This is a genomic window from Streptomyces sp. AC512_CC834 (assembly GCF_019049325.1).
In the GTDB taxonomy this organism is placed as follows: domain Bacteria; phylum Actinomycetota; class Actinomycetes; order Streptomycetales; family Streptomycetaceae; genus Streptomyces.
In genome coordinates this window covers 407559-430926 of record NZ_JAGMUO010000097.1, presented here as the reverse complement: position 1 = coordinate 430926, position 23368 = coordinate 407559, and the positions used below count along the sequence as shown (strand labels likewise).

22 protein-coding genes are annotated in these 23368 nt (G+C 74.3%); 13 read left to right on the top strand and 9 right to left on the bottom strand.

Annotated elements, in window-relative coordinates; all coding sequences use genetic code 11:
• Positions 1 to 52 precede the first annotated feature (52 nt).
• Positions 53 to 1387: an enterochelin esterase gene (gene fes, locus KUM40_RS29500; RefSeq protein WP_217169240.1), complete on the bottom strand. Its 1335-nt coding sequence runs from the start codon at positions 1385 to 1387 to the stop codon at positions 53 to 55.
• A gap of 99 nt (positions 1388 to 1486) precedes the next feature.
• Here fes and KUM40_RS29495 point away from each other — a divergent pair, with 99 nt between their 5' ends.
• Both KUM40_RS29495 and KUM40_RS29490 read left to right on the top strand, forming a co-directional pair.
• Positions 1487 to 2557, top strand: coding sequence for an iron ABC transporter permease (locus KUM40_RS29495; protein ID WP_217169239.1), 1071 nt, complete (start codon positions 1487 to 1489; stop codon positions 2555 to 2557).
• Positions 2554 to 3627, top strand: a complete 1074-nt coding sequence (locus tag KUM40_RS29490) for an iron chelate uptake ABC transporter family permease subunit (RefSeq protein ID WP_308401268.1) — start codon at positions 2554 to 2556, stop codon at positions 3625 to 3627. Before KUM40_RS29495 ends, KUM40_RS29490 begins: the two co-directional genes overlap by 4 nt.
• Positions 3628 to 3670: 43 nt before the next feature.
• Here KUM40_RS29490 and KUM40_RS29485 read toward each other — a convergent pair whose 3' ends face one another.
• Complete coding sequence (locus KUM40_RS29485) at positions 3671 to 4882, bottom strand: MFS transporter (protein WP_308401267.1); 1212 nt, start codon at positions 4880 to 4882, stop codon at positions 3671 to 3673.
• A 53-nt stretch (positions 4883 to 4935) separates the two neighbouring features.
• Here KUM40_RS29485 and KUM40_RS29480 point away from each other — a divergent pair, with 53 nt between their 5' ends.
• From KUM40_RS29480 to KUM40_RS29465, 4 genes are all read left to right on the top strand, one after another.
• Positions 4936 to 5757: a helix-turn-helix transcriptional regulator gene (locus KUM40_RS29480; protein WP_217169237.1), complete on the top strand. Its 822-nt coding sequence runs from the start codon at positions 4936 to 4938 to the stop codon at positions 5755 to 5757.
• Between the two features lie 42 nt (positions 5758 to 5799).
• Positions 5800 to 6180: a DoxX family protein gene (locus KUM40_RS29475; RefSeq protein WP_217169236.1), complete on the top strand. Its 381-nt coding sequence runs from the start codon at positions 5800 to 5802 to the stop codon at positions 6178 to 6180.
• On the top strand, positions 6177 to 6644 hold the full coding sequence (locus tag KUM40_RS29470; RefSeq protein ID WP_217169235.1) for a peroxiredoxin: 468 nt from the start codon (positions 6177 to 6179) through the stop codon (positions 6642 to 6644). The genes KUM40_RS29475 and KUM40_RS29470 overlap by 4 nt, the downstream gene beginning before the upstream one ends.
• A gap of 61 nt (positions 6645 to 6705) precedes the next feature.
• Positions 6706 to 9051 carry a SpoIIE family protein phosphatase gene (locus KUM40_RS29465; protein WP_217169234.1) on the top strand — a complete coding sequence of 782 codons (2346 nt, stop codon included), beginning with the start codon at positions 6706 to 6708 and terminating at the stop codon, positions 9049 to 9051.
• Positions 9052 to 9114: 63 nt separating this feature from the next.
• On the opposite strand, the gene KUM40_RS29460 is transcribed toward KUM40_RS29465, so the two are convergent.
• On the bottom strand, positions 9115 to 9945 hold the full coding sequence (locus KUM40_RS29460; RefSeq protein WP_217169233.1) for an aldo/keto reductase: 831 nt from the start codon (positions 9943 to 9945) through the stop codon (positions 9115 to 9117).
• A gap of 112 nt (positions 9946 to 10057) precedes the next feature.
• On the opposite strand from KUM40_RS29460, the gene KUM40_RS29455 reads away from it, so the two are divergent.
• Complete coding sequence (locus KUM40_RS29455) at positions 10058 to 11062, top strand: TauD/TfdA family dioxygenase (protein WP_217169232.1); 1005 nt, start codon at positions 10058 to 10060, stop codon at positions 11060 to 11062.
• A gap of 24 nt (positions 11063 to 11086) precedes the next feature.
• Here KUM40_RS29455 and KUM40_RS29450 read toward each other — a convergent pair whose 3' ends face one another.
• The 3 genes from KUM40_RS29450 to KUM40_RS29440 all read right to left on the bottom strand — a co-directional run bounded on the left by KUM40_RS29450 (position 11087) and on the right by KUM40_RS29440 (position 14160).
• On the bottom strand, positions 11087 to 12592 hold the full coding sequence (locus KUM40_RS29450) for a metallophosphoesterase (protein WP_217169231.1): 1506 nt from the start codon (positions 12590 to 12592) through the stop codon (positions 11087 to 11089).
• 140 nt (positions 12593 to 12732) lie between these two features.
• Positions 12733 to 13488 carry a dienelactone hydrolase family protein gene (locus tag KUM40_RS29445; protein WP_217169230.1) on the bottom strand — a complete coding sequence of 252 codons (756 nt, stop codon included), beginning with the start codon at positions 13486 to 13488 and terminating at the stop codon, positions 12733 to 12735.
• Positions 13489 to 13539: 51 nt separating this feature from the next.
• Positions 13540 to 14160 carry an L-threonylcarbamoyladenylate synthase gene (locus KUM40_RS29440; protein ID WP_217169229.1) on the bottom strand — a complete coding sequence of 207 codons (621 nt, stop codon included), beginning with the start codon at positions 14158 to 14160 and terminating at the stop codon, positions 13540 to 13542.
• A 222-nt stretch (positions 14161 to 14382) separates the two neighbouring features.
• Between KUM40_RS29440 and KUM40_RS29435 the strand changes: the two genes are divergently transcribed.
• The 3 genes from KUM40_RS29435 (at position 14383) to KUM40_RS29425 (ending at position 17320) form a co-directional block, all read left to right on the top strand.
• Positions 14383 to 15912, top strand: a complete 1530-nt coding sequence (locus KUM40_RS29435) for a helix-turn-helix domain-containing protein (protein WP_217169228.1) — start codon at positions 14383 to 14385, stop codon at positions 15910 to 15912.
• Positions 15913 to 16118: 206 nt separating this feature from the next.
• Positions 16119 to 16442, top strand: coding sequence for a hypothetical protein (locus KUM40_RS29430; RefSeq protein WP_217169227.1), 324 nt, complete (start codon positions 16119 to 16121; stop codon positions 16440 to 16442).
• Positions 16443 to 16540: 98 nt separating this feature from the next.
• Entirely contained in the window at positions 16541 to 17320 is a 780-nt protein-coding gene (locus tag KUM40_RS29425; protein ID WP_217169226.1) for a maleylpyruvate isomerase family mycothiol-dependent enzyme, read from the top strand.
• 58 nt (positions 17321 to 17378) lie between these two features.
• Here the strand turns inward: KUM40_RS29425 and KUM40_RS29420 are convergent, their stop codons facing one another.
• Both KUM40_RS29420 and KUM40_RS29415 read right to left on the bottom strand, forming a co-directional pair.
• Entirely contained in the window at positions 17379 to 18737 is a 1359-nt protein-coding gene (locus KUM40_RS29420) for an SLC13 family permease (RefSeq protein ID WP_217169808.1), read from the bottom strand.
• Positions 18738 to 18927: 190 nt separating this feature from the next.
• Positions 18928 to 19461 (bottom strand): DoxX family protein, encoded by a 534-nt coding sequence (locus KUM40_RS29415; RefSeq protein WP_217169225.1) that lies wholly within the window; start codon positions 19459 to 19461, stop codon positions 18928 to 18930.
• A gap of 156 nt (positions 19462 to 19617) precedes the next feature.
• Here KUM40_RS29415 and KUM40_RS29410 point away from each other — a divergent pair, with 156 nt between their 5' ends.
• Positions 19618 to 20277 carry a GNAT family N-acetyltransferase gene (locus KUM40_RS29410; protein WP_217169224.1) on the top strand — a complete coding sequence of 220 codons (660 nt, stop codon included), beginning with the start codon at positions 19618 to 19620 and terminating at the stop codon, positions 20275 to 20277.
• Positions 20278 to 20317: 40 nt separating this feature from the next.
• Positions 20318 to 20629 (top strand): hypothetical protein, encoded by a 312-nt coding sequence (locus KUM40_RS29405; RefSeq protein ID WP_217169223.1) that lies wholly within the window; start codon positions 20318 to 20320, stop codon positions 20627 to 20629.
• A 123-nt stretch (positions 20630 to 20752) separates the two neighbouring features.
• Here KUM40_RS29405 and KUM40_RS29400 read toward each other — a convergent pair whose 3' ends face one another.
• Positions 20753 to 21937, bottom strand: coding sequence for a PP2C family protein-serine/threonine phosphatase (locus tag KUM40_RS29400; RefSeq protein WP_217169222.1), 1185 nt, complete (start codon positions 21935 to 21937; stop codon positions 20753 to 20755).
• Positions 21938 to 22158: 221 nt separating this feature from the next.
• Between KUM40_RS29400 and KUM40_RS29395 the strand changes: the two genes are divergently transcribed.
• Positions 22159 to 22782 carry a hypothetical protein gene (locus KUM40_RS29395; RefSeq protein ID WP_217169221.1) on the top strand — a complete coding sequence of 208 codons (624 nt, stop codon included), beginning with the start codon at positions 22159 to 22161 and terminating at the stop codon, positions 22780 to 22782.
• Positions 22783 to 23368: the final 586 nt, after the last annotated feature.

Here is a 23368-nt window from a genome sequence, read left to right as displayed (position 1 = left end):
TCGGCTGTGAAGGGTGGAAGGGACTGGAGGGATGGGGACAGGGATACGTGGTTCAGGGGGCGGTGGCGGCAGGGCCCAGCAGACGCGCCAGGCCCGCGGCCAGGGCGCCGTGCCAGCAGGCGTAGTCGTGGCCGCCGTTGTACGCGTCGCAGGTGACCCGGTGGCCCGTCGCGCGCAGGGCCTCGTACAGGGCGAGGGTGTGCTCGACCATGGAGCCCTCGTGCAGACCGACGTCCAGATGAACCGTCAGGGGCCCGGTCGCGCCGGACGCGCAGCGGCCGACCAGCCACGGAGTGCCGTACACCGGTGGTTTGGCCGCCGTCGGCGGCGGCAGGCCGGGGCGCCACCACAGGGAGGCGGACTGGGCGAGGACGTTGCCGAAGCGGTCGGGGCGCAGCCGGCCGGCGTGCAGCGCGGTCATGGCACCGAGGCTCTGGCCGGCGACCACGGTCCGGTGCGGGTCGGTGGTCAGCGGCCAGCGACCGGCCGCCCAGGGCAGCAACTCGTCGGCCAGGAAGGCGACGAACGGGTCCCGGCAGCCCAGGTCGCGCCACCGGGTGCGCCGGTCCACGGCGTCCGGCGCCACCACCACGAGGGGCGGCAGCGCGCCGTCGGCGATCAGTGCGTCCAGCGTGTCGCCGAAGCCGAGCCGCCCGAACCACATGTCGCCGTCGCACAGCACCACGACCGGCAACGGGGCGCCGGGGGCGTGTTCGTTCCCCGGCGGCAGGTAGACCCAGGCGTCCCGGTCACCGACCGGATCCGTGCCCGGCACCCGGTGCCGCTCCACCCGCCCCGTCGCCACCGTGCCCCGGCGCCCGGCCCACGGCTCGGCCGGGGCGTCGGGCAGGGCGAAGACCGACCCGTCGGCCTGTTGCCAACGGGTGGCGACGATACGGCGGTTGAGCGGGTCGGCCGCGGCGTGCGCGGACAGCGACCGCAGCCGCTGCTGAAGGGCGACCGGGTCCGTGGGCGCCTGACCGAGCGAGATGTCGGCGGCCATCCGGTACGAGCCGCGGTGGTCGGCGCGCAGCCGCAGACCCAGGTGCCAGACGTCGGTGCCGGGCACCCGCTCCAGCAGCGAACCGGCCAGCCGTTCGCGGTCGGTGATGCGGTTGCCGAACAGCAGGACCTGACGGGTGGCGCGGTGGCCGCGCCACAGGAACGTGACCGACCGGTGGTCCGGTTCACCGTCGAGTTCCTCGACGAGCGGGGTGCCCAGGTGCTCCGCCTCGCTCCAGAAGCCGGCCGCCAGTGCCGTCCGCCGTGCGTCGTCCACGCCCTCCGTCTCCGCCAGGAGGCGTGCGACGCGCCGGCCCGTGACCCGGACCGGACGGACGTCCGGCGCGGCGGCACCGCGGGAGGTGGGGCGGGGGAGCGTGGTCATCGGCGTTCTCCGTGAACCGCTGGTCGGAGGGCAGGCAGGGGTCGATGACTGCCGACGAAATCGTCAACAGCCAAGGTAAGGTTAGCCTAAGCTAAGCACATGTCCACTGGAACATGTACACCGCATTCAGCCGATCCGGCGCCGCCCGGCCGGGCGCACGGCACGAGAGACCCCCGCGCCGGGGGCTCCCGGCGCGCGGCGGGACTGCTCCTCGGCGTCGTCCTGCTGGTGGTGGCCACCGCCCTCTCGCTGGCCGTGGGTGCCAAACAGATCCCCCTCGACCAGGTCTGGTCGGCGCTGTTCACCCCGTCCGGCACGGAGAACGACGCGATCGTGCGGGACCTCAGGCTGCCGCGCACCCTCATCGGCGCCGCCGTCGGCGTCGCCCTCGGCCTCGGGGGCGCGGTCATGCAGACCCTGACCCGCAACCCGCTCGCCGACCCCGGGCTGCTCGGCGTGAACGCGGGCGCGTCCGCCGCCGTCGTCACCGCGATCGGTGTCCTCGGCATCACGTCGTTCACCGGGTACCTGTGGTTCGCGCTGGCCGGGGCGGCCCTCGCCGCCACCGCCGTCAACGCCCTGGGGGGCGGCCGGTGGGCCACACCGGTACGGCTCGCGCTGGCCGGAACCGCCGTCAACGCGGCCCTGTTCGGCTACGTCAACGGCCTGTCGCTGTGGCACCTGAGCACCCTGGACGAGATGCGGTACTGGTCGGTCGGCACCCTCGCCAAGCGCGACGCCTCCCTGCTGCTCACCGTGGCACCGCTGCTCGCGGCCGGCGCGCTGCTCGCCTTCGCCCTCGCCCGGCCGCTCGGCGCCGTCGCCCTCGGCGAGGACCAGGCGCTGGCGCTGGGCACCCGGGTGCGGCGCGTGCGGATGCTGTCCGTCGTCGCCATCACCCTGTTGTGCGGCGGCGCCACCGCCGTGTGCGGGCCGATCGGCTTCGTGGGCCTGATGATCCCGCACGCCGCCCGCGCCTTCTGCGGCCCCGACCCGCGCCGGCTGTTCCCCTGCTGCGCACTGTTCGCACCGGTGCTGCTGCTCGTCTCCGACGTGATCGGACGCGTCGTGGTGCCGCCCTCCGAGATCGAGGTCGGGACGGTCACCGCCTTCCTCGGCGGACTGCTCTTCATCCATCTCGTACGGCAGCGGAAGGTGGCCCAACTGTGAGCCTCGTCAAGAACGGCACCGCGCGAGACCGCGCCGGCCTGCGGCCCGGACTGCTGCGCACGTCCCGCTGGTCACTGCGGTACGACGTCCGCGCCCTGCTGGTCTGCGTCGTGCTCGCCGCGCTCACGGCCTGCGCCATGGTGCTGGCCATCGGCACCGGGACGTACGAGCTGTCCCCGGCCGAGGTGCTGCGCACTCTGGCCGGCGACGGTCCGCCGGGCGCCGGGTTCGTGGTGCTCGACCTGCGGCTGCCGCGCGCCCTGGTGGCCGCGCTGGTGGGCTTCGCGATGGGCATGGCGGGCGCGGTGTTCCAGTCGCTGACCCGCAACCCGCTGGGCAGCCCCGACATCATCGGCTTCGGCAACGGAGCCTCGGCCGGCGCCCTCGTCGCGATCATCGTCCTCGACGCGGGCGCGGCGCAGACGGCGTTCGGCGCGGTGTGCGGCGGCCTGGCCACCGCCGCCGCCGTGTACCTGCTGGCGTGGCGGCGGGGCGTGCACGGCTACCGGCTGGTCCTCGTCGGCATCGGCGCCTCCGCCGTGCTCGGCTCGGCGACCAGCTTCCTGTACGTGCGCGCCGACATCGGCAAGGCGGCGCAGGCCGCGAGCTGGATGATCGGCTCGCTCAACGCCCGCGACTGGGCCGATGTGCGCATCGCGGCGCTCGGACTGGTGGCCCTGGTCCCGGTCGTCCTGGTGTACGGACGGCGGCTGACGATGCTGGAGATGGGCGACGACACCGCCGCGGCGCTCGGTGTCCCGCCCGAGCGCAGCCGTCTCGTCCTGCTGAGCGCGGGCACCGGGCTGACCGCCATGGCCGTCGCGGCGGCCGGTCCCATCCCGTTCGTGGCGATGGCCGCCCCGCAACTGGCCCGCCGGGTCACCCGCGCCGCGGGCCCCGGTGTGCTGTCCGCCGGGTGGACGGGCGCGTTCCTGGTGGCCGCCGCCGACCTGGCCACCCAGCGGCTGACCGGATCCGCGCTGCTGCCGGTGGGCGTGGTGACCGGGGTGGCGGGCGGCGCCTACCTCGCGTGGCTGCTGCGCGGGGAGCGCCGGGGCTCGCGGCTGTGAGGGGCGGGCGGTTGTGACGGGCGGGCGCGAGTCGGCCGAGGGCTCACCGCGCGTCGGCGTCGCTCGCCGCCGGTGCGTCGACGGCGGGTGACGGCGACGGCGACGGCGGGGGCGTGACCGGCTCGCGCAGGCCGCACAGGAGCAGCCTGCCCACGGCGGGCAGCGCCACCAGCGGCAGCAGGGCGGCCCGCAGCGACGTCGCGTCGGCCAGCGCCCCGACCGCTGGGGCGGCGAGGCCGCCGACGCTCACCGTCAGGCCCAGCGTGACCCCGCTCGCCGTCCCCACCCGGCGGGGCAGGTAGTCCTGACCCAGCGTGATGTGCAGGGAGAACGGCACGTACAGTCCCGCCGACGTCAGGGCGACGCACAGGTACACCGCCGGCCCGGGCACGAGGACGACCCCCGCCACCGCGAGGACCGACAGCACGTACGACAGCCGCACCACCTTCAGCCGCCCGTGACGGTCGGCGAGCCGGCCGCCGGCGACGGTGCCCACCGCGCCGCCGAGGTAGAGCACGAACAGCGCCACCGTCCCCGCCGCGCTCCCGCCGCCGACGCGCTCCCTGACGTACAGCGACACGAACGTGCTCAGGCCGACGAAGACGACGGAACGGCAGACGACGGCACCGGTGAGACGCAGGAAGGACGGCCAGTCGTCCGTCCCCCGGGCCACCGCCGTACGGCCGCCCGACGCGCGGCCCGCCCCGGCCGCCGAACGCACCGCCGCCCCGCACAGGACGGCTCCCACGACCGCGGGCACGACCAGCAGCGGCGAGGCGCCGAGGCCCCCGGCCCCGACGACGGCCCACACCAGCGGCGGCGCCAGCGCGAAGCCGGCATTGCCGCCCAGGGAGAACCACCCCATCGCCGTATGACTGCCGCCCGCGGCCGCCCGCGCCGCCCGCGCGGCCTCCGGGTGGTACGCGGCGACCCCGACACCGCCCACCGCGATGGCCGCGAGGGTGAACGCGTAGGAGCCGGTGACCCCGCCGAGCGCGACCCCCGCCCCCGCGGTCAGCGTGCTCAGCGGCAGCAGCCACGGCAGCGCCCACCGGTCGGTGAGCGCCCCGAACAGCGGCTGCACCAGAGACGACAGCAGCGAGGCGGCGAGTACGACGCCCGAGGCGGCGGCATAGGTGTAGGCCCGCTCGGCGACGAAGTACGGCACCAGGGCGGCCACCGTGCCCTGGTAGACGTCGACACAGGCGTGCCCGAGGGACAGCAGGACGATGGGCCGGTTCCGGTTCAGGGTCACCCGTCGATCGTCACGCCCCCGCCGATGGCCCGCTTTCGATAACCTGCCGACTTGTGTCGAAGACCCGCCCCCGCCAGACCCCGCCATCGCCCCACACCCCGTCCGTCCGCCACACCCCCGCGGCCCCCACGCGTGCCCAGCGGCTGGTCGCCGGGCAGCGGATCGACGCGCACCGGCACGACGAGCACCAGATCGTCCATGCCGGGTCCGGAGTCGTGGCCGTCACCACCGAGGCGGGCACCTGGTTCGCGCCCGGGACCCGGGCCATCTGGATCCCGGCCGGCACCGTGCACTCCCACCGCGCCCACGGCCGCCTCGACCTGCATCTGGTCGGCCTGCCCTCCGGTGCCAACCCGCTCGGGCTGCACACCCCGGTCGTGCTCGCCGTCGGCCCGCTGCTGCGCGAACTGATCGTCGCCTACACCCGGGACCCCGGCGACACCGGACCGGAGCGCCGGCGTCTCCTGGCCGTCCTGTGCGACCAACTGCGCGTCTCGCCGCAGCAGCCGCTGCTCCTGCCGACCGCCGACGACCCCCGGCTGGCCGCGGTCTGCGCGCTCGTGCACGCCGACCCGGCGGACACCCGCACCCTCGCCGCCCTCGGCGCCGCCACCGGCAGCGCGGAACGCACCCTCAGCCGGCTCTTCCGCCGCGAGTTCGGCATGACCTTCCCGCAGTGGCGCACCCAGTCCCGCCTCTACCACGCCCTGCGCATGCTCGCCGACGGCCTGCCCGTCACCACCGTCGCCCACCGCTGCGGCTGGTCCTCGGCCAGCGCGTTCATCGAGGTCTTCCGCCGCACGTTCGGCTACACCCCCGGGACGCACAACCGCCGTGCACGAGCCGGTCGCCCACCAATCCTTACCGTCGAGTAATATCGCGCGGCAGGCCCCCGAAGGCCCCCCGGAGGAGGAACCGTGTCACGGTCCGAACGCTCACCCCTGCTGCTCGCCGGCCTCCTGGCCACCGCGGGCGTCGCCCATTTCGCCCAGCCCCGCCCCTTCGACGCGACCGTGCCGCGCTCCCTGCCGGGCACGCCCCGCGCGTGGACGTACGCCAGCGGCGTCGCCGAACTCGCGCTGGCCGCCGGACTCGCGGTGCCGCGCACCCGCAAGGCCGCCGCGCTGACCGCGGCCGCCTTCTTCGTCGGGGTGTTCCCCGCCAACGTCAAGATGGCCTGGGACTGGCGGCACCGCCCCACCCCGCAGAAGGCCGCCGCCTTCGGCCGCCTGCCGGTGCAGGTGCCGCTCGTGCTGTGGGCCCGCGGTGTCGCCAAGGGCAGCGAGGGCCGGTCATGAGCCGTGCCCTCGGCGTGGGCGACACCGTCGAGGACTTCGAGCTGCCGGACGAGACCGGCACCCGGCGCCGCCTGTCCGAGCTGCTCGCCGACGGCCCGGTCGTCCTGTTCTTCTACCCGGCCGCCCTCACCCGCGGCTGCACCGCGGAGGCCTGCCACTTCCGCGACCTCGCCGCCGAGTTCGCCGCCGCGGGCGCCCGGCCCGTCGGCGTCAGCGGCGACCCCGTCGAACGGCAGCGGGAGTTCGCCGGCCTGCACACCCTGGGCATGCCGCTGCTGTCCGACGCCGACGGCACGGTCCGCGAGCTGTTCGAGGTGAAGCGGGGGTTCGGCGCGGCTCCCACCAAGCGGGTCACCTTCGTCGTCGGGCAGGACCGCACCCTGCTGGAGGTCGTGCGCAGCGAACTGAGAATGAACACGCACGCCGACCGCGCCCTCGCCGCCCTCCGCGCTCACCGTCAGTGACGGGACCACCCGCGCTCCGTCCCGGTTGATACCGCATCGTCCCGGGACGATCCTGGACGACATGGAGTATTCCTCCGCCGCGATGATCGTCGACGCCCGCGGAACGGTGACGGGGTGGAGCGACGGCGCGCGGCGGATCACCGGATACGCGGCCGGAGAGGTCGTGGGCCGTCCCGCGCGGAGCCTGCTCGCGCGGGACGCGCCGCCGGACACCCTGTCGGGCACCGCCGTGATCCGGCACCGGGACGGACACTCCGTGCCCCTGCGCCTGCGGATCTGTCCGCTGCTGGACGCCGACGGCGAACCGGACGGCTACGCGGTGACCACCGGCGACCCTGGCGCCCCCGGCACCTCCGGCGCCCCGGAACCCGGCCTGATCGACGACGCCGTCCGGCAGGCCTCCCTGTCGATGTCCGTCCTCGACCCCGATCTGCGCTTCGTGCACGTCAACGACACCACGTGCCGGATGATGGGCAGATCCGCGGAGGAACTGATCGGCCACAGCCTGCCCGACACCCTGGCGAGCTTCGAAGGCGACCAGGAGACCTTCCTGCACCACCTGCGTGTCGCCGCCGACCGGGGACGCCCCGTCCAGTACGAGAGCTTCGGGCCCGCGCCCGCCGGTGTCCGGTTGCACGCCTGGACCGTCGAGATCTGGCCGGTCCACGACGCCTCCGGCACGCTCACCGCCGTCGCCATGGCCGCGCTCGAGAGCACCGAACAGCACCGGGCACGGGAGCGACTGGCCCTGATGAACGCGGCCGGCGAGGTCGGCAGCACCCTGGACGTCGTGCGCACCGCCGAGGAACTGGTCGGGCTGCTCGTGCCGCGGTTCGCCGGCTTCGCCAGCGTCGACCTGCTCGACTGGGTCCTCGGCACCGACGAACCGCACGCGGCGCCGTGCGGGGACGGCGAACTGCGCCGGGTGGCCCACGCCGCCGCCACCGAGGACTTCCCCACCCCCGCCGTGCACCTCGGCGGGAACGAGGTCTATCCGCCCTACGCTCCGCCCGCGCGGGCGCTGCGCGAGGGCCGCGTCGTACTGAGCGGCCCCGGCGATCCGGATTTCGACCGCTGGATGCGGGAGCGCGCGGAACTGGCCCCGCACAACCGCCCGTTCCGTGAGGCGGTCTGCTCGGCCCTGGCCGTGCCCCTGCGGGCCCGCGGCACCACACTGGGCGTCGCGCTGGCCGCCCGGACCGCGCCCCGGGAGCCGTACGCCGCCGAGGACGCCGTACTGGCCGAGGAACTGGTCGGCCGGGCCGCCGTCTCCGTCGACAATGCCCGCCGCTTCGCCCGCGAGCGCTCCACCGCCCTGGCGATCCAGCGCAGCCTGCTGCCCAAGGAACTGCCCGGGCAGGCCGCGGTCGAGGTGGCCCACCGCTACCTGCCCTCCGCCTCGGCGGCGGGCATCGGCGGCGACTGGTTCGACGTGATCCCGCTCTCCGGCACCCGCGTGGGCCTCGTCGTCGGCGACGTCGTGGGCCACGGCATCCGCTCCACGGCCACCATGGGCCGCCTGTGCACGGCCGTCCGCACCCTCGCCGACGTCGATCTGCCCCCCGACGAACTCCTCACCCACCTCGACGACCTCGTCACCCACCTCGCGGCCGGCGACGACGGCGAGGTCGCGGAACTGGGCGCCACCTGCCTCTACGCCGTCTACGATCCGGTGTCGCGCCGGCTGACCCTGGCGGCCGCCGGCCACCCCGCCCCCGCCCTTCTGCTGCCCGACGGCACCACCCGGCTCGTCCGCATGAACACCGGGCCGCTGCTCGGCGTCGGCGGACTGCCCTTCGAGGCGACCGAGGTGGAACTGCCCGAGGGCACCGTCGTCGCCCTCTACACCGACGGCCTGGTCGAGGACCGCGACCGCGACGTCGACCACGCCACCGCGGAACTGTGCCTCGCGCTCACCGCACCCGCGAACTCGCTCGACGCCCTGTGCGACACCGTGCTCAAGGCCGTGATGCCGGAGGAGCCCAGCGACGACGTGGCGCTGCTGCTGGCCCGTACCCGGGCGCTGGGCACGGACCAGATACGCACCTGGGACGTCCTGCCCGACCCGGCGCACGTGGCCGCCACCCGGCGGTCCGTCTCCGAGCAACTGACCCGGTGGGGCCTGGACGAGACGGCGTTCGTCACCGAACTCGTCGTCAGCGAGCTGGTCACCAACGCGATCCGGTACGGCGAGCCGCCCATCCAGCTCCGCCTCATCCGCGACAGCACCCTCATCTGCGAGGTCTCCGACTCCAGCTCCACCTCACCGCACCTGCGCCGCGCCCACGCCTACGACGAGGGCGGCCGGGGCCTGCTCCTGGTCGCCCAGCTCACCCAGCGCTGGGGCAGCCGGCAGACGGGGAGCGGCAAGGCCATCTGGGCCGAACAGCCGCTGCCCGCCGAGTGAACCGCCGCCGCCGGCCGCCCTCACGATCCGGCCACACGATCAGCCGACGACCTCCTCGGAACCTCAGAACTCCTCGTGCACCTCCGGGTCGCCGCCGATCCGCCGGTGCGCGCGGTCCGCCACCGTGCGAAGCTGCCCGGCGTCGAGTTCGAAGCCGAAGACGTCGAGGTTCGCCCGCTGCCGCGCGGGGTCGCCGGACTTCGGGATCGGCACCGCGCCGAGCTGGGTGTGCCAGCGCAGCACCACCTGTGCGGGCGTCACGCCGTGCGCGTCGGCGACCGCGGCGACGGCGGGATCGTCCAGCAGGTCGCTGCCCCGGCCCAGCGGGCTCCAGCTCTCGGTGCGGATGCCCTTGCGCTCGTGGAAGGCGCGCAGCTCGTCCTGCGGGAAGAGCGGGTGCAGCTCGATCTGGTTGACGGACGGCAGGACACCCGTCTCCTTCTCCAGCCGCTCGAGGTGCTCCGCCGTGAAGTTGGAGACGCCCACCGACCGCACGAGGCCGTCCTCGCGCAGCTTGAGCATGGCCTTCCAGGAGTCGACGTACTTGTCCACGCGGGGCAGCGGCCAGTGGATCAGGTACAGGTCGACGTACTCCAGGCCGAGCCGGGCGCGGGACTCCTCGAACGAGGCGAGCGTCTCCTCGTAGCCGTGGTGCCGGCCGGGCAGCTTGGTCGTCACGACGACCTCCTCGCGGGGCAGACCCGCGGCGGCCACGCCGCGGCCGACGCCGGTCTCGTTGCGGTAGTTCGTCGCCGTGTCGATCAGGCGGTACCCCGTCTGAAGGGCCTCGCGGACCGCCCGTTCGGCCTCGTCGTCCTGCATCGGCCAGGTGCCCAGACCCAGGGCGGGGAGGGGGGTGCCGTCGTTGAGCGTGTACGCCGGGATGCTGATCACCGTGGGGCCTTCCCTCGACTGTGTGCGGCCGGGTGCCGCCCGTCCAGCCTCGCCCACACCGGGAGCGGTGATCAACCGGACGGCGCGGAAGGAGGTCTGCCACGATCTGGGCATGACGACCCACAGGACAGCGGACAGGACGACGGGCACGACGGCGGCGGCAGAGGGCACGGCGGCCGAGGCGGCGGGCGTCGAGGTGAAACCCGTCGCCGGGCACATCGGTGCCGAGATCGGCGGCGTCGATCTGGCGGCCGGCCTCGACGCGGCGCAGGTCGCCGCGGTCCGGGCGGCGGTACTGCGCTGGAAGGTGGTGTTCTTCCGCGACCAGCGCCTCGACCACGCCGGACACGTCGCGTTCGCCCGCCTCTTCGGCGAACCGGTCGTCCTGCCCCGGCGCGGCAAGGCGTCCCCGGCGGACTTCCCGGAGATCGAGACGACCGCCGACCGGCTGGAGCTGGGCGGGCGGTTCGGGATGGAGCACGACGAGTGGCTGCGGCGCCGCCGCCACACGCTGCTGCGCGGCTGGCACTGCGACCACGGCGCCCGCGTCGACCCGCCCGCCGCCACGATCCTGCGCGCCGAGACGATACCGCCGTACGGCGGCGACACCACCTGGGCGAACCTGGCCGCCGCCTACGCCGGACTGTCCGCCCCGATGCGCGCGTTCGCCGACGGACTGCGCGCCGAGCACCGCCTCGGCGTCGGCTACCAGCCCCGGCCCGGCGACGACGCCTACGTGCGGCACCTGCTCGACCACCAGACCGCGACCGTGCACCCGCTGGTGCGCGTGCACCCGGAGACCAGGGAGCGGGTGCTGTACGTCAACGGCTACTACGTCGAGCAGATCGCCGGGCTCTCCCGCCCGGAGAGCGCGGCGATCCTGGAACTGCTGCTCGAGCAGGCCACCCGTCCCGAGTACACGGTCCGCTTCCGCTGGCAGCCGGGCAGCGTCGCCTTCTGGGACAACCGGGCCACCATCCACCTTGCGCCGAGCGACAACACCCACCTCGGCCACCCCCGCACCATGCACCGGGTGATGCTCGCCGGCGACGTACCGGCAGGCGTCGACGGCACCCCGTCCGAGGCGCTCGCCGGCAGCGAACCCGGCCGCTGGTGACGGGGCGGTGCCCGGGAACCCGCGTCAGACCAGCGGGATCGTCACCTCGTCCTCGACCGGCGGGTCCAGCTCCTGCGCCCGGTTGCCGGTGGCGGCGTAGCAGCGCAGCCGGACCGCCTCCGGCGTCACGTCCAGACGCAGGAAGCACTTGAAGAAGGGCGGGCTGTACGTCGCCGAGCCCGGCGAGAACAACTGCGTGTAGATCTTGCGCACGGGCAGCCGGAACCGCTTGCGGCGCTCGGGCCGCCGTGCCGTGCCGAGCAGCCCGGCGACCAGCCTGGTGCGCCGGGTGACCCGCGCGTCGCCGCCCGGGGCGCGGCCGGTGCGGATGCCGAGGCGCTCGGCGATCACGGCCGTCGCCTCGGCCTCCGTGAGGGTGAAGAAGCGCCGCATCCGCAGCCGGCGCCCGTACAGCGCGCTGTAGAAGGCGAGCGAGTCGCCGCGCAGCGGATAGGAGCGGAAGTCGTCCTCGGTGACGCCGGCCACCGAGACGCGGGGGATGGTGTGGGTGGCGTGCATGAACGCACCGCCGCCGCCCGCGACGACGTACTGGACGGTGCGGCCGTCCACGTCGACCGGATACCGCTGGTAGTTGTGGATGTCCCCGCCTATCGCCGCGACGTAGTGGTGGGCGGGATCGCGCACGATGTCGTCGACCGTGCCGCCGCCCTCGACGGGGCACGGACGGTGCTCGCCGTCGACGTACAGGGGCGAGCCGGTGACCAGGATCTTCGGCCGGGGGCCTGCGGACACCTCCCGCAGCCAGGCGCCCTGCTCGGCGTCGACCGTGCCCAGCAGTCCCGTGTCGATACCGATGATCCGTACCGGGCCGGCGTCGACCGCCCAGTACGGTCCGGGCTGTTCGGCCCGCTGGGCGGGCGCCGAGCGCAGCTTGCGCGCCTCGTCCAGGTGCCGTCCGTCGTCCGGGCGCCGCAGGTGCCACAGCAGGGACCGCAGCCGGGCGGCCAGGGCGAGGGGGCGTGGCGCGGGCTCCGGCGGCAGGGGCGGGGCGTCGTCGCAGAAGACGCGCATGAAACCGCCGAGGTCCTCGTACCAGTCGTGGTTGCCCGGTATCGCGTATATGGGCGCCTGGTAGTCGCGGTAGGGGCGGAAGAACTTCGTGCCGTAGTCGTCGGCACTGCCCACCGGGTAGATGACGTCGCTGGCGAGGACGGCGAACCGGGTGTCCCGGCCCGCCTTCAGCAGACCGGGCACGACGGCGTACTGGGGGTCGTCCCCCTCTCCGGTGTCACCGATGACGAGGAAGGAGAACCGGTCCGGGTCCGCCCGCCGGATCACCTTGTCGGCAGGGGCCCCGGCCGCCGCCCGCTGCGCCACCCAGCGTGCGCGGGTCGAGCCCGTGGGATCTGAGAACCAGGAGGCCAGTACGCCGTTGCGGGCGGCCCACAGCGTGCTCGGGCTCAGCCAGGACAGCTTCTCGGTGCGCGGCGGCATGAGGTCTCGGTAGGCGCCGCGCTCGGCGGAGCCCCAGCCGGCGCCTTCGGCGGTATCGCGTGAGGAGTTGGACACCCGGGCACGGTAACAACGCCCCGCCCGGGGGCCGGACGCGGGCGGGACCGCCGACTCCGGCCCCAGCCGGGGCACTTCGCGGACGTCGCACCGATGCGCACCGATGCGGACCGACGCGGACCGACGCGGGGCGGCAGCGGTCAGAACGTCCGCTTCAGGAGGTCGAGCAGCGCCGTCCAGTGCCGCTCGGTGGCCTCCGGGTCGTACGCCGCGGTGTCGGCCTGCGTGTAGCCGTGGTGGGCGCCGGCGTACACCTCGCAGCGATGCCGGACACCGGCCGCCGTCAGGGCCGCCGCCAGGCGCTCCTGCTGCTCGGAGGGCATGCCCGGGTCCTGGTCCGCGTGGGCGAAGTACGCCTCGGCGGTGATGTGCCCGGCCACCAGGTGCGGACTGTCCGGATCCTCGGTCGCCAGGTTTCCGCCGTGGAACCCGGCCACCGCGGCGACCCGGTCGGGATAGGTGCCGGCGGTGCGCAGGGCCAGCGCGGCCCCCATGCAGTAGCCGGTCACCGCGACCGGGCCGTCGGCCGCCTGCGGGGCCCGGGCCAGCCATTCAAGGTAGGCGCCCGCGTCGCGCATCGCCCGGTCGGGCGTCAGCGACCGCATGATCGGGCCGAGCCGCTGGAAGATCTCCGGACGTTCTTTGGGGTCGATGAATTCGGGCAGCTCCACGACCGGTGCCCGTCCGCTGCGGTAGAAGACGTTCGGCACCAGGACGGTGTACCCGGCACCGGCCAGCCGGTCGGCCATCGCCCGCAGTCGCGGGCGCAGCCCGAAGGCGTCCATGTGGAGCAGGACGGCGGGATGCGGGCGCCCGTCGTCGGGGTGGGTCAGGTAGGCGTCGGCGGTGCCGTCGTCGGTGGGGATGTCGACGACGGTCGCTTGTACGGCGGTCATTGCGGGCCTGTGCCTTTCTGTCGGGTCTGTCGGGTTCTCGCGGGCGCTCTGCTACTCGAACCGTGTCGTGTCGCCCGCGCCCCGCCGCACGATCTCCGCCTCGCCGCCGGAGAAGTCGACGACCGTGGTCGGCTCGGTGCCGCAGTCCCCGGAGTCGATGACCGCGTCCAGCACGTGGTCGAGCCGGTCCTTGATCTCCCAGCCCTGGGTCATCGGCTCCTCCTCGCCGGGCATCAGCAGCGTGCTGGACAGCAGCGGTTCGCCGAGTTCGGCGAGCAGGGCCTGGGTGACGACGTGGTCGGGGATGCGCACACCCACGGTCTTCTTCTTCGGATGCTGGAGCATGCGCGGCACCTCCCTCGTCGCCGGAAGGATGAAGGTGTAACTGCCGGGGGTAGAGGCCTTGATCGCCCGGAACACGTCGTTGTCGATCTGGACGAACCGACCGAGCTGCGCGAAGTCCTGGCAGACCAGCGTGAAATGGTGCCGGCTGTCGAGCTGCCGGATCGACCGGATGCGGTCGATGCCGTCGCGGCTGCCCAGCCGGCAGCCCAGCGCGTAGCAGGAATCCGTCGGGTACGCGATCAGCGCGTCGGAGCGGATGCCGGCGGCGATCTGGCCGATGCTGCGCGGCTGGGGGTTGTCGGGGTGCACGTCGAAGTACTTCGCCATTCACCGAGCTTATGCCCGTTCGCGCGCCCCGGCCGACCGGCCCGGTCGGTGGCCCCGCGCGATCCCTGCCCGGCCCCTGCCCGGCCCCTGCCCGGTTCCAGCCCGGCCTCTGCCCCGCCTGTCGTGCCTGTCGTGCCTGTCGCAGGGGTGGCGCGCACAGGGGCATGGGGTAACGTCCCCGACCTGGGCCGGGGTCGAGGCGAGAACGAGGAGAGAGCCGACGTGGCGGGCCGAGACGACGGGAGACGGCAGCGGACATCCGGAGCCGGTGGGCAGGCGGAATGGGCGGAGGAACTGCTCGAGCACCTGCGGCCGGCCGGCCGCGACCTGCACCGGGTCGTGGCCTGGCTCGCCGGCACCGCGCACGCCGCCGTCTCCTTGCAGGACGCCGCGGGCCATCTGCTGGCCGGCACCCCTACCCCGCTGGACGAGGGCCTGGTCGCCAACATCACCTCCGGGCGGATCGCCTCCGCCGCACTGGAGGACCGGGGCCGCCATCTGCGGCTCGTGCGCGTGGAGCGGTCCCACCCGGCGCCGGCCGCCGTCCTCGCGGTGATGCGCGAGAGCCCCTTCGACCGGCGCGTCTCCGACATCGTCACGCACGCCGCCCAGGTGGTGGAGCTGCTGCTGGCCGGCCACGAGTCGACCGCGGCCGGACACCGGCTGCGGCGGGCCACCTCCGACCTGCGCCTGGCCATTCTGCAACTGCTGATGGTGGAGGACACCGTCTCCGCCCGCCGGGTGGCCGCCGGTCTCTGGCCGGGCCTGCTCGACACCGACACGGCGTGCGTCTACGTCGTGGAGAGCAGCCCCGCCGAACGGGACCGCCTCGCCGAGGAGTGCCTGTCGGCGACAGGGGAGGGCGCGCTGGTCGTGCGGTGCCCGGCGATGGACGGGCACGTGATCGTCCTCGCCCCGCGCGACACGGCGGGGCAGGAGCTGCGCTCACTCGTCGGCGGCCGCTCCGGCGTGTTCGTCGGCGGCAGCGCCCGGCAGGCCCTCGCCCGCACCGCCGCCGCCTACGGGCAGGCCGTCAGCGCCCTGGCCGTGGCCCGGTTCCGCCCGGAGAAGGCCGCCCTGTACGCCGAGCGGACCCGCCCCGAGCGGCTGATGGACCCGGCGGCGCTGCACGACTGGACGGCCCACGTGCTGAGCCCGCTCGACACCCTGTCGCACCACACCCGCGCAGAACTGCTCGCCACCACCCGGCTCGGCCTGGAGTTCACCGCCGTCAACACCGCGAAGGTCCTCGGGGTCAGCCGCAACACGGTCCGCGCCCGCATGGACCGGGTCGAGGGGCTGCTGCGCACGGACTTCGCCGATCTGACCGTCCGGGCCGCCGTCCACCTCGCCCTCAACGCCCAGATCGGCCTCGCCGAACCCCCGGCCGGAGCCGGCCCGCGGCCCGGTGCCGCCCGCCTCACCGACCTGCTGTCCACAACCGCGCTGCGCGCCTGGGCCGTCGAGCTGCTGGGCCGCCTGGACCCGGGCGGCCGGGACCTGCGGCGCACCCTGCGCACCTGGATCGCCGCCGGCGGCAACGCCGAGCGTGCCGCGCAGCAGCTCGGGATGCACGCCCAGACCGTCCGCGAGCACGTCCGCAGCGCGGAGCCCGTCCTCGAACGCGAGCTGCTCGCCGCGGGCGGCGACCTGTACGAGGTCGTGCTGGCCCACCTGGTGGCCGGAGACCTGGACCAGCCGCTCCTGCACGGGACGAATCCGTGCCATCCGGACTCGCCTGTGCACGAGTGAGTCATTACGGGCCGGTAGCGGGCATCGGCACGATTCACAACGGCGGAGCCGTCCACGTAGGTTCGACGGGCCGCGGGGACGGGACCGGAACGGGGGACCGGTCGCGCCCCCGCGGCCGCTCGAACCACGGTCCGGCTGCCGCCGACCCGGTGAAAAACGCCCGGTACGCCGATCGAACACCCCGGGCGCGGGGGAGCAGTGGGATTATGACCAGTTCAGCGTTCCATCGCACCATCACCCTGCCGGCCCCCGTGTGCCGCCAGGCGGCACAGCACCTCGAACAGGCGGTCCACAAGGCCATCGACGGTGCCGCCACGCCGTGGCGCGCCTTTCGCGGGGCCGACGGCGACGACTTCGCCTTCTCGGTCCCGGTCGTCGAGCAGGCCGCGGGCTGTCTGCTGGTGCTGGCCGCCGAGAGCGCCCAGAGCCTGCGCCCCTCCGCGCTGCGCGCCCTGATCACCGTCGCCCTGCACTTGCGGGACGCGGCCGAAGCGGTCCGCCGCCCCGTGATCCCCAGCGGAGCCTGGTGAGCGCGGACCGCGCGGGAGGGCGGGGGACGTGGAGGGCGGACGTGGTGGGCGGGGAAAACGCAGTGCCCCGGCCCTGAACGTGTGTTTGGCTCTGCGGCATGGAGTTCACCCGCTTCCTCGACTGCCTCGCCGCCGACCACGACCGCCTGCGGTCCGTCGTCGAGACCGACGCCGACGCCCCGGTGCCGACCTGCCCCGGCTGGACGGTAGCCGACCTGACCCGCCACGTCGGCGAGGTCTACCTGCACAAGGCCGCCGCCATGCGCGAAGGTGTCGAGCCCGAGCCCTGGCCGCCGAAGGAGTTCGCCGACCGGGCGCCGACGGCGCTGCTCGACCAGGGGTACACCGCGCTGCGCGCCGAGTTCGCCACCCGCGCCCCCGGGGACCCGGCCGGCACCTGGTACGGCCCCGACCAGAGCGTCGGCTTCTGGATCCGGCGGATGGCACAGGAGACCGTCGTCCACCGCATCGACGCCGAGCTCGCCACGGGCCGGCCCGTCTCCCCCGTACCGGACGACCTCGCCGTCGACGGGGTCGACGAACTCCTCAAGGTCTTCGCCGCGTACTCCGTGGCCGAGTGGGGCGACTACTTCACCGAGATCCTGGACGGCTCGCCGGGGCGTACGTTCCTGGTGCGGGCCGGCGACGACGCGGCGTGGCGGGTGCGGACCGGCCCGGGGGAGTTCACCGTCACGGACGGCGCGGGCGACGGCACGGCCGACGTGACACTGAGCGGCTCCGCGCAGGCCGTGCTGCGGCGGCTCTGGAACCGGGCGGACGGGGACGGGGACGGGGACGGGGACGGCGGTGTGACGGTCGAGGGCGCTCCGGAGGCCGTGGAGGAACTGAGGCGCTGCCTCGTCGTGGCGACCGAGTGAGCGCGGGGCCGGCGGGTGTGGCCGTCCAACGGGGCACGGGGCGGTGCCGCCGCGGGCGTCAGGTGCCGATGAGGCGCAGCGCCCCCCACAGGGCCACCGTCGAGGCGGCGACCGCGGCCGGCACGGTGAGCAGTCCCAGCAGGGTGAACCGGCCGAGATCCACCTCGATGCCGTGCCGGTGCAGGATGCGCCGCCAGAGCAGGGTCGCCAGCGAACCCACGTAGGTCAGGTTCGGGCCCAGGTTCACGCCGATCAGCACCGCGAGGACCTGGCCCGGTCCGCCGGGCGCCGCCAGGGGGAGCAGGGCGAGTACGGCAGGCAGGTTGTTGACGACGTTGGCCAGCACCGCGGCCACCGCCGCCACCCCGAGCAGCGCCGGCAGCGAGCCCCCGTCCGGCAGCAGCCGCCCGAGCTCCGAGGCCGGGCCGCCCGCCACCACACCCTCCACCACGATGCCGAGGGCCAGGACGAACAGACAGAACAGCGGCGACGCGGCGCCCACCATCTCCCGGGGCGTGACATGGCGCCGGGCCAGCGCCCGCAGACCGAGCACCAGGACGCCGCCGAGCGCCGCCCACGCGGGGTCGATGCCGGCCGGCGAGGCCGCGGCGAACCCGGCCAGGGTCAATGCCACGACGACCACGGTGAATCGGGGCACCGCGGGCGCGGGCGGTGCGGCCGACGCGGCGCCGGGGCCGCCCGGTGGCTTCGCGGGCCCGGAACCGGCCGGCGGGGGAGCGCCGCGCGGACCGACGAGTACGGGGCCGACGCGCGCGGGGCCGACGGACATCGGCTCGGCCAGGTCCGCGCGGAAGAAGCGGCGGAACACCGCGTACTCGACGGCGATCGCGGCCAGCCAGGGAAGTGCCATCAACGCGGCGAACCGGGTGAAGGACAGCCCACTGGCCGTGAACGCCAGCAGGTTGGTCAGGTTGGAGACCGGCAGGAGCAGCGAGGCGGAGTTCGCCAGATGCGCCGTGGCGTACACGTGCGGGCGGGCCCGGGCGCCGGCCCGGGACGCGGTGGCGAGGACCACGGGGGTGAGCAGGACTGCGGTGGCGTCCAGACTGAGCACGGCCGTGACCGCGCAGGCCACGGCGAACACCCCGGCCAGCAGCCGGCGCGGACTCCCCCCGCACCGGCGGGCCACGGCCGCGCCGACCGCCTCGAACAGACCCTCCTTCGCGCACAGGTACGCCAGCATCAGCACCAGCGCGAGGAAGGCGACGACCGGCAGCAGCGTACGCGTCTGCTCCCACGCCTCGTGCGGGCCGACCGCGCCGAACGCCACGAGCAGCACGGCGGCGGGCACGGCGGCCACCGCCTCCGGCAGCCCCCGGGGGCGCAGCACGGCGAAGGCCAGGACGCCCAGCAGCAGGACGACGGGGACGGCCTCGGAGAGGACGGCGCTACTCAGGACTTCTCCTCCACACCGGTGAACCGGGCGGGGACCCGGCGGTCGACAAACGCGGCCCAGCGTCGCACCCCTGGGTAAGAACGGGATTCACGGCCGTGACGGTCGCGGGACCTCTCGGTGGCCGCTCAGCCGGGCTTGCCCCGCCTCCGCTTCCGCCCCCGCCGCCGCACGCCTCGGGCCGACGCCCCGTTCAGACGCACAGCCTGGCCCGGACACCGCCCGCACGCACCGCCGGGCGGGCCGTGGCCCGGACCGAACGCCGCACCAGGTGGGCGTCGTGCCGCAGGTCGTGGGCGGCGTGCCGGCCGCGCCACAGCAACGAGGGCGCGCTGCCCGTGTCGTCGGCCGCGATCAGCAGCCCGCCCAGCATGGACAGGTTCTTCAGGAAGTGGAAGCGCTGCTGGGCGCGGTCGGCCGGGTCCTCCACCTCCCAGTACCGGTGCGCCGCCAGCGTGGTGGGGACCAGCGTCACCGCGAGGGCCAGCGCGGCCAGCCGCGGGCAGCGGCCGAGCCCCAGCATGACCCCGCCCACCACGTGCACGGCGCCGTTGAGCCGTACGAGTTGCTCGGTGCGGTCCGGCAGCACCGGCACGCGATCGGTCACCGGCCGCACGATCGGCTCGGCCGCCGGGGCCACGTCCTCGGGCCTGCGCAGCGACTGAAGTCCGCCCGCGACGAACATCGAGGCCAGCATCGGGCGGCCGGCCAAACGCAGAAGACTCATGACGCAGTCTCGCTCTCTGCCAGGGGATCTCGGGGGAATCACCGACGGTGTGGTGCCGACGCGCGCGGCGCCAAGTTCCGTCCTGCCGGGTACCCGGGCGCCGGCGACCGAAGCGAAACACTTGTGGGAGCGCTCCCAGGCGGGCAGGATACTGCGGTGACCTCGACTGCCGCCGTACGTCCTTACCGCCCCGCCGACGCCCCGGCCCTCGACGACATCTGCGTCCGGACCGCGCACAACGGCCGGGACAGCCGGCCCGTGTACGCCGATCCCGCCGTCCTGCCCGCCGTCTTCGCCGCCCCCTACGTCCACCTGGACCCCGACCTGGCCTTCGTGCTGGACGACGGGGAGGGCCGCGCGGTCGGCTACATTCTCGGCACGGCGGACACCGTGCGCTTCGCCGAGGAGTTCCGGGCGAAGTGGCTGCCGCGGGTCGCGGACCGCCATCCTGCGCCGCAGGGCCCGCCCGCCACCCCGGACGAGATCATGGCGGGACTGCTGCACGACCCGGAGCGGATGATCGTCCCCGAACTGGCCGCGTACCCGGCCCATCTGCACATCGACCTGCTGCCCGACTGGCAGGGACGGGGCCACGGCCGGGCGCTGATGCGGACGTTCTGGCGGGCCCTCAGGGAACGCGGAGTACCGGCCGTCCACCTGGTCATGGGGACGGCCAACACGCCGGCCAGGGCCTTCTACGACCGTCTGGGCTTCCACGAGATCGCTGCGGCGGGCCTGGACCCCGCGGACGTCACCTGCCTGGGACGTACGACGGACGACACGCACGTCGGCGCTCAGGCGGTGCTCAGCCCGTAGACGTCGGGGGCGTCCGGAGGATCGTGGGCACTCGGGCGGCATGAGCGACAAGCGGATACGACAGCGGACCGCCCCCGAGGACCGCCGGACCGTGGAACGGCTGGTGGCGGCGTGGCTGGCGGAGACCGAACGGCACGACACCGAAGCCGCCGGTGAGGCCCGTGACGGATGGGAGCGGGGCGCCCTGTCCGAACAGGCCGCACAGGATCTGGCCACCTGGGTCACCGCCCGGGTCACGGACACCGGCTTCACCGAGGACGAGGGCCCGTACGTGGCAGGACCCGTCCGGATCACCCCCTCGGACAAGGACACCGTGCACGACTGGCTGCGCGCGCGGGGCCACGCCGTATGACGGGACCGCCGACCGCCGACCGCCGACCGCCGACCGCCGACCGCCGACCGCCGACCGCCGAGCCGAGGCCGAGCGACGTGACGTGGACTCCGACAGCGGGGTGGTCGCCGGTCCGGTCCCGGGTCAGCCGGAGGGCGGCCGCCACTCGAACATCAGAAGCGTCGCGTCGTCCCGCAGCCGGTCCTCCTGCGTGGCCAGGATCGAGTGGATCAGACGGCGCAACGACTCCGGAGCCAGCTCCCCGCCGGCCGTGGCCCGGATGACGTAGTCGGCGAAGCGTTCGAGGCCCAGCAGCTTCGCCTCCCGGGTCCGCGCCTCCACGACACCGTCGGTGTACATCAGCACGCGGTCCCCCGCCTCCAGCGAGATCTCGTACGTCCGGCGCGGCCGGGAGGTGAGCAGGGACGGCATGCCCATGGGCGGATCGGTGTCGCGCTCCATGGCGTCGATGATCAGGCGCTGGTCGCGGATCAGGATGGGCGCGGGATGACCGCAGTTGGCCCAGCGCAGCACCCCGGTGGCCAGGTCCAGTTGCGCGATGACCGACGTACAGAACTGGTCCGGGAGCCAGCGGGACAGCGCCTCGTCCACAGTCCGCAAGAGTTCGGGCAGGTCGGCACCGGTGCGCCGGGCATTGCGGCACGCCGCCATCGCGACGGTGCTGGTGAGTCCGGAGGCCAGGTCGTGCCCCATGGCGTCCAGGACCGCCATGTGCAGTGTCGTCTCGGTGAGCGCGTGGTCGAAGGCGTCGCCGCCGATCTCGTAGGCGGGTTCCAGCACGGCCGTCGACACGACGTCGCCGTTGCCGATGGTGCGCGGCGGCAACAGGGCACGGAGCAATTCGGCGGGCAGTTGCATCCGCTCGGTACGGGTGCGCCGGACGAAGGAGTCCTCGTAGGCCCGCTTGGACGCGATCACCATGGCGAGCAGCGAGGCGAGCGCCCGGCCGCGGGTCAGCGAGGACGCGGTGAGGGCGGTCTCGTGCACGGCCAGTACGCCGAGCCGCTCCACCCCGTCCAGCAGCGGGAACCAGGCGGTGATGCCGCCGCCCGCCCCGGACTCCTCCACCCGCAGCGACTGCGTGCGGTACGCCCAGCCGGCCAGGGAGCCGTCGACCGGGAGCATCGGCGCCACGGCCGTCTGGGGGACGAGGAGGCGCTGCTGGAGGTCGGCGAGGTAGACGACGGCGTGCCGCAGCCCCAGTGCCTTGGTGGAACGGGCCGTGGCGGTGCGCAGGTCCAGGGTGAGGTGGGCCGGGTCGGCGAGGAACCGCCGCAGCGCCGCGTCGTCCGGGTCCGGCGTGGACACACCTCGCCTCCTCTCACCTGGAATCCGCCGCGGTGCGGGGACTGTGCGCAGCAGTCTGGCACCGCGTGCCCCGCCCCGCCCGTCGGGCGAGGACGCGCACCGGCAACTCGGCCGAGGGGACGAGGGCAACCCATGGCGGTTCTGCCGGGTCGTAACAGGAAAGCCCGAGCGACACCGCTCGAACCGATCGGTCGATCCGGTCGAAGCGACATGGGGGAAACATGTACGTCCGTGACCGAGGGGTCCGCGCCGCCGTGACCGCGCTGGCGGCCGGTGCCGCGCTCGCCGTCGCCGCCGTCCCCGGGTCGGCGGCGACGCCGGACTCCGGCGCACCCGCCTTCCTGGAGCCGGCCGAACTGCCGCCGCACCGCACCTCCGACTGGTACGCCGGACCGGTCGCCGCCGGGCAGCCGGACCCGCTGCCGATGTGTGTGGGCGACGCGCTGCCGTCCACCGCCACCCACCGCCGGTACTGGACCGAGTACGACACCGGCGCCCTCCAGGTCACCGTCGTCGAGCGGAGCGCGCGGCGGGCCGAGCGGTTCGCCGCCCTGCTGCGCGAGAAACTCGACGACTGCGCGCGCAAGGTGATGGAGCGGTACCCCGACATCACCGCCACGCAGAAGTACTACGGCCGGCTGGACGTCGAGGAGGGCGCCCACGTCTACGGCGTCCACACGGTCGCCGAGTGGGGAGCCTCGGACATCGCCCTGTTCTCGGTCGGCCGGGACGGCAGGACCGTCACCGTCGTGCAGTGGGGGCAGCTCGGCACCTTCGAGCACGCGCAGGTGGCCGACTTCAGGGACTCCACGGTCACGGCCGTGAACAAGCTGCGGCACGCCTGACGGCACGTCGGAACACCCCCGCCGGTGAACGCGCGTGGCCACGGCCGCCTGCGTCGACGGCACGTCACGCGACCACTCACGCAGGGCCGGTTGGCTGAGCGATTGCAGCCGTCCGGGTGTGCGGCCTCCCCGGGCGGCCGAAGCGGCCATCACCCGAATGGCCCCCGCACGCTATTGGTCACGGCCGAACCGGTGTCTCCTGGAGTGTGTCAGCGGCGTCCAGGCTGGGAGGCCGATCATGTACGAAATGTGCGTGGGCCCGGAGAAGGCGGGCGGAGCGTTGGTGTGGCACGTGTTGGCCAAACAGGCCGCGGCCACACTGTGCGGACAGCAGCTCCGCGAGCGTATTGAGGCATCCGACGGTGAACGGGCGCGGCACTGCCCGGACTGCATGGCTTCCTTCGAGAAGTTGATGGCAACCACACCGTGCTGACGGACCGTCCGCAGCCGTCCGCCCCGCCGCCTTTGGCGGCGGGGCGGACGGCGTACGGTCGTCGCCGTACGGCTGTCGGCTCGACTCCCGGCCGCGCCGTGCCCGACGATCACCCGCCACGGCGGTCGATGGGTGTCGGCCACCGGATCATTT

What these genes read in the sequence shown, in the direction of transcription:
- KUM40_RS29440 (WP_217169229.1), bottom strand. Translation starts at nt 14,160, where the DNA reads ATGGCGAAGTACTTCGACGTGCACCCCGACAACCCCCAGCCGCGCAGC.
- fes (WP_217169240.1), bottom strand. Translation starts at nt 1,387, where the DNA reads ATGACCACGCTCCCCCGCCCCACCTCCCGCGGTGCCGCCGCGCCGGAC.
- KUM40_RS29495 (WP_217169239.1), top strand. Translation starts at nt 1,487, where the DNA reads ATGTCCACTGGAACATGTACACCGCATTCAGCCGATCCGGCGCCGCCC.
- KUM40_RS29430 (WP_217169227.1), top strand. Translation starts at nt 16,119, where the DNA reads ATGACCAGTTCAGCGTTCCATCGCACCATCACCCTGCCGGCCCCCGTG.
- KUM40_RS29465 (WP_217169234.1), top strand. Translation starts at nt 6,706, where the DNA reads ATGGAGTATTCCTCCGCCGCGATGATCGTCGACGCCCGCGGAACGGTG.
- KUM40_RS29425 (WP_217169226.1), top strand. Translation starts at nt 16,541, where the DNA reads ATGGAGTTCACCCGCTTCCTCGACTGCCTCGCCGCCGACCACGACCGC.
- KUM40_RS29415 (WP_217169225.1), bottom strand. Translation starts at nt 19,461, where the DNA reads ATGAGTCTTCTGCGTTTGGCCGGCCGCCCGATGCTGGCCTCGATGTTC.
- KUM40_RS29470 (WP_217169235.1), top strand. Translation starts at nt 6,177, where the DNA reads ATGAGCCGTGCCCTCGGCGTGGGCGACACCGTCGAGGACTTCGAGCTG.
- KUM40_RS29445 (WP_217169230.1), bottom strand. Translation starts at nt 13,488, where the DNA reads ATGACCGCCGTACAAGCGACCGTCGTCGACATCCCCACCGACGACGGC.
- KUM40_RS29455 (WP_217169232.1), top strand. Translation starts at nt 10,058, where the DNA reads ATGACGACCCACAGGACAGCGGACAGGACGACGGGCACGACGGCGGCG.
- KUM40_RS29395 (WP_217169221.1), top strand. Translation starts at nt 22,159, where the DNA reads ATGTACGTCCGTGACCGAGGGGTCCGCGCCGCCGTGACCGCGCTGGCG.
- KUM40_RS29405 (WP_217169223.1), top strand. Translation starts at nt 20,318, where the DNA reads ATGAGCGACAAGCGGATACGACAGCGGACCGCCCCCGAGGACCGCCGG.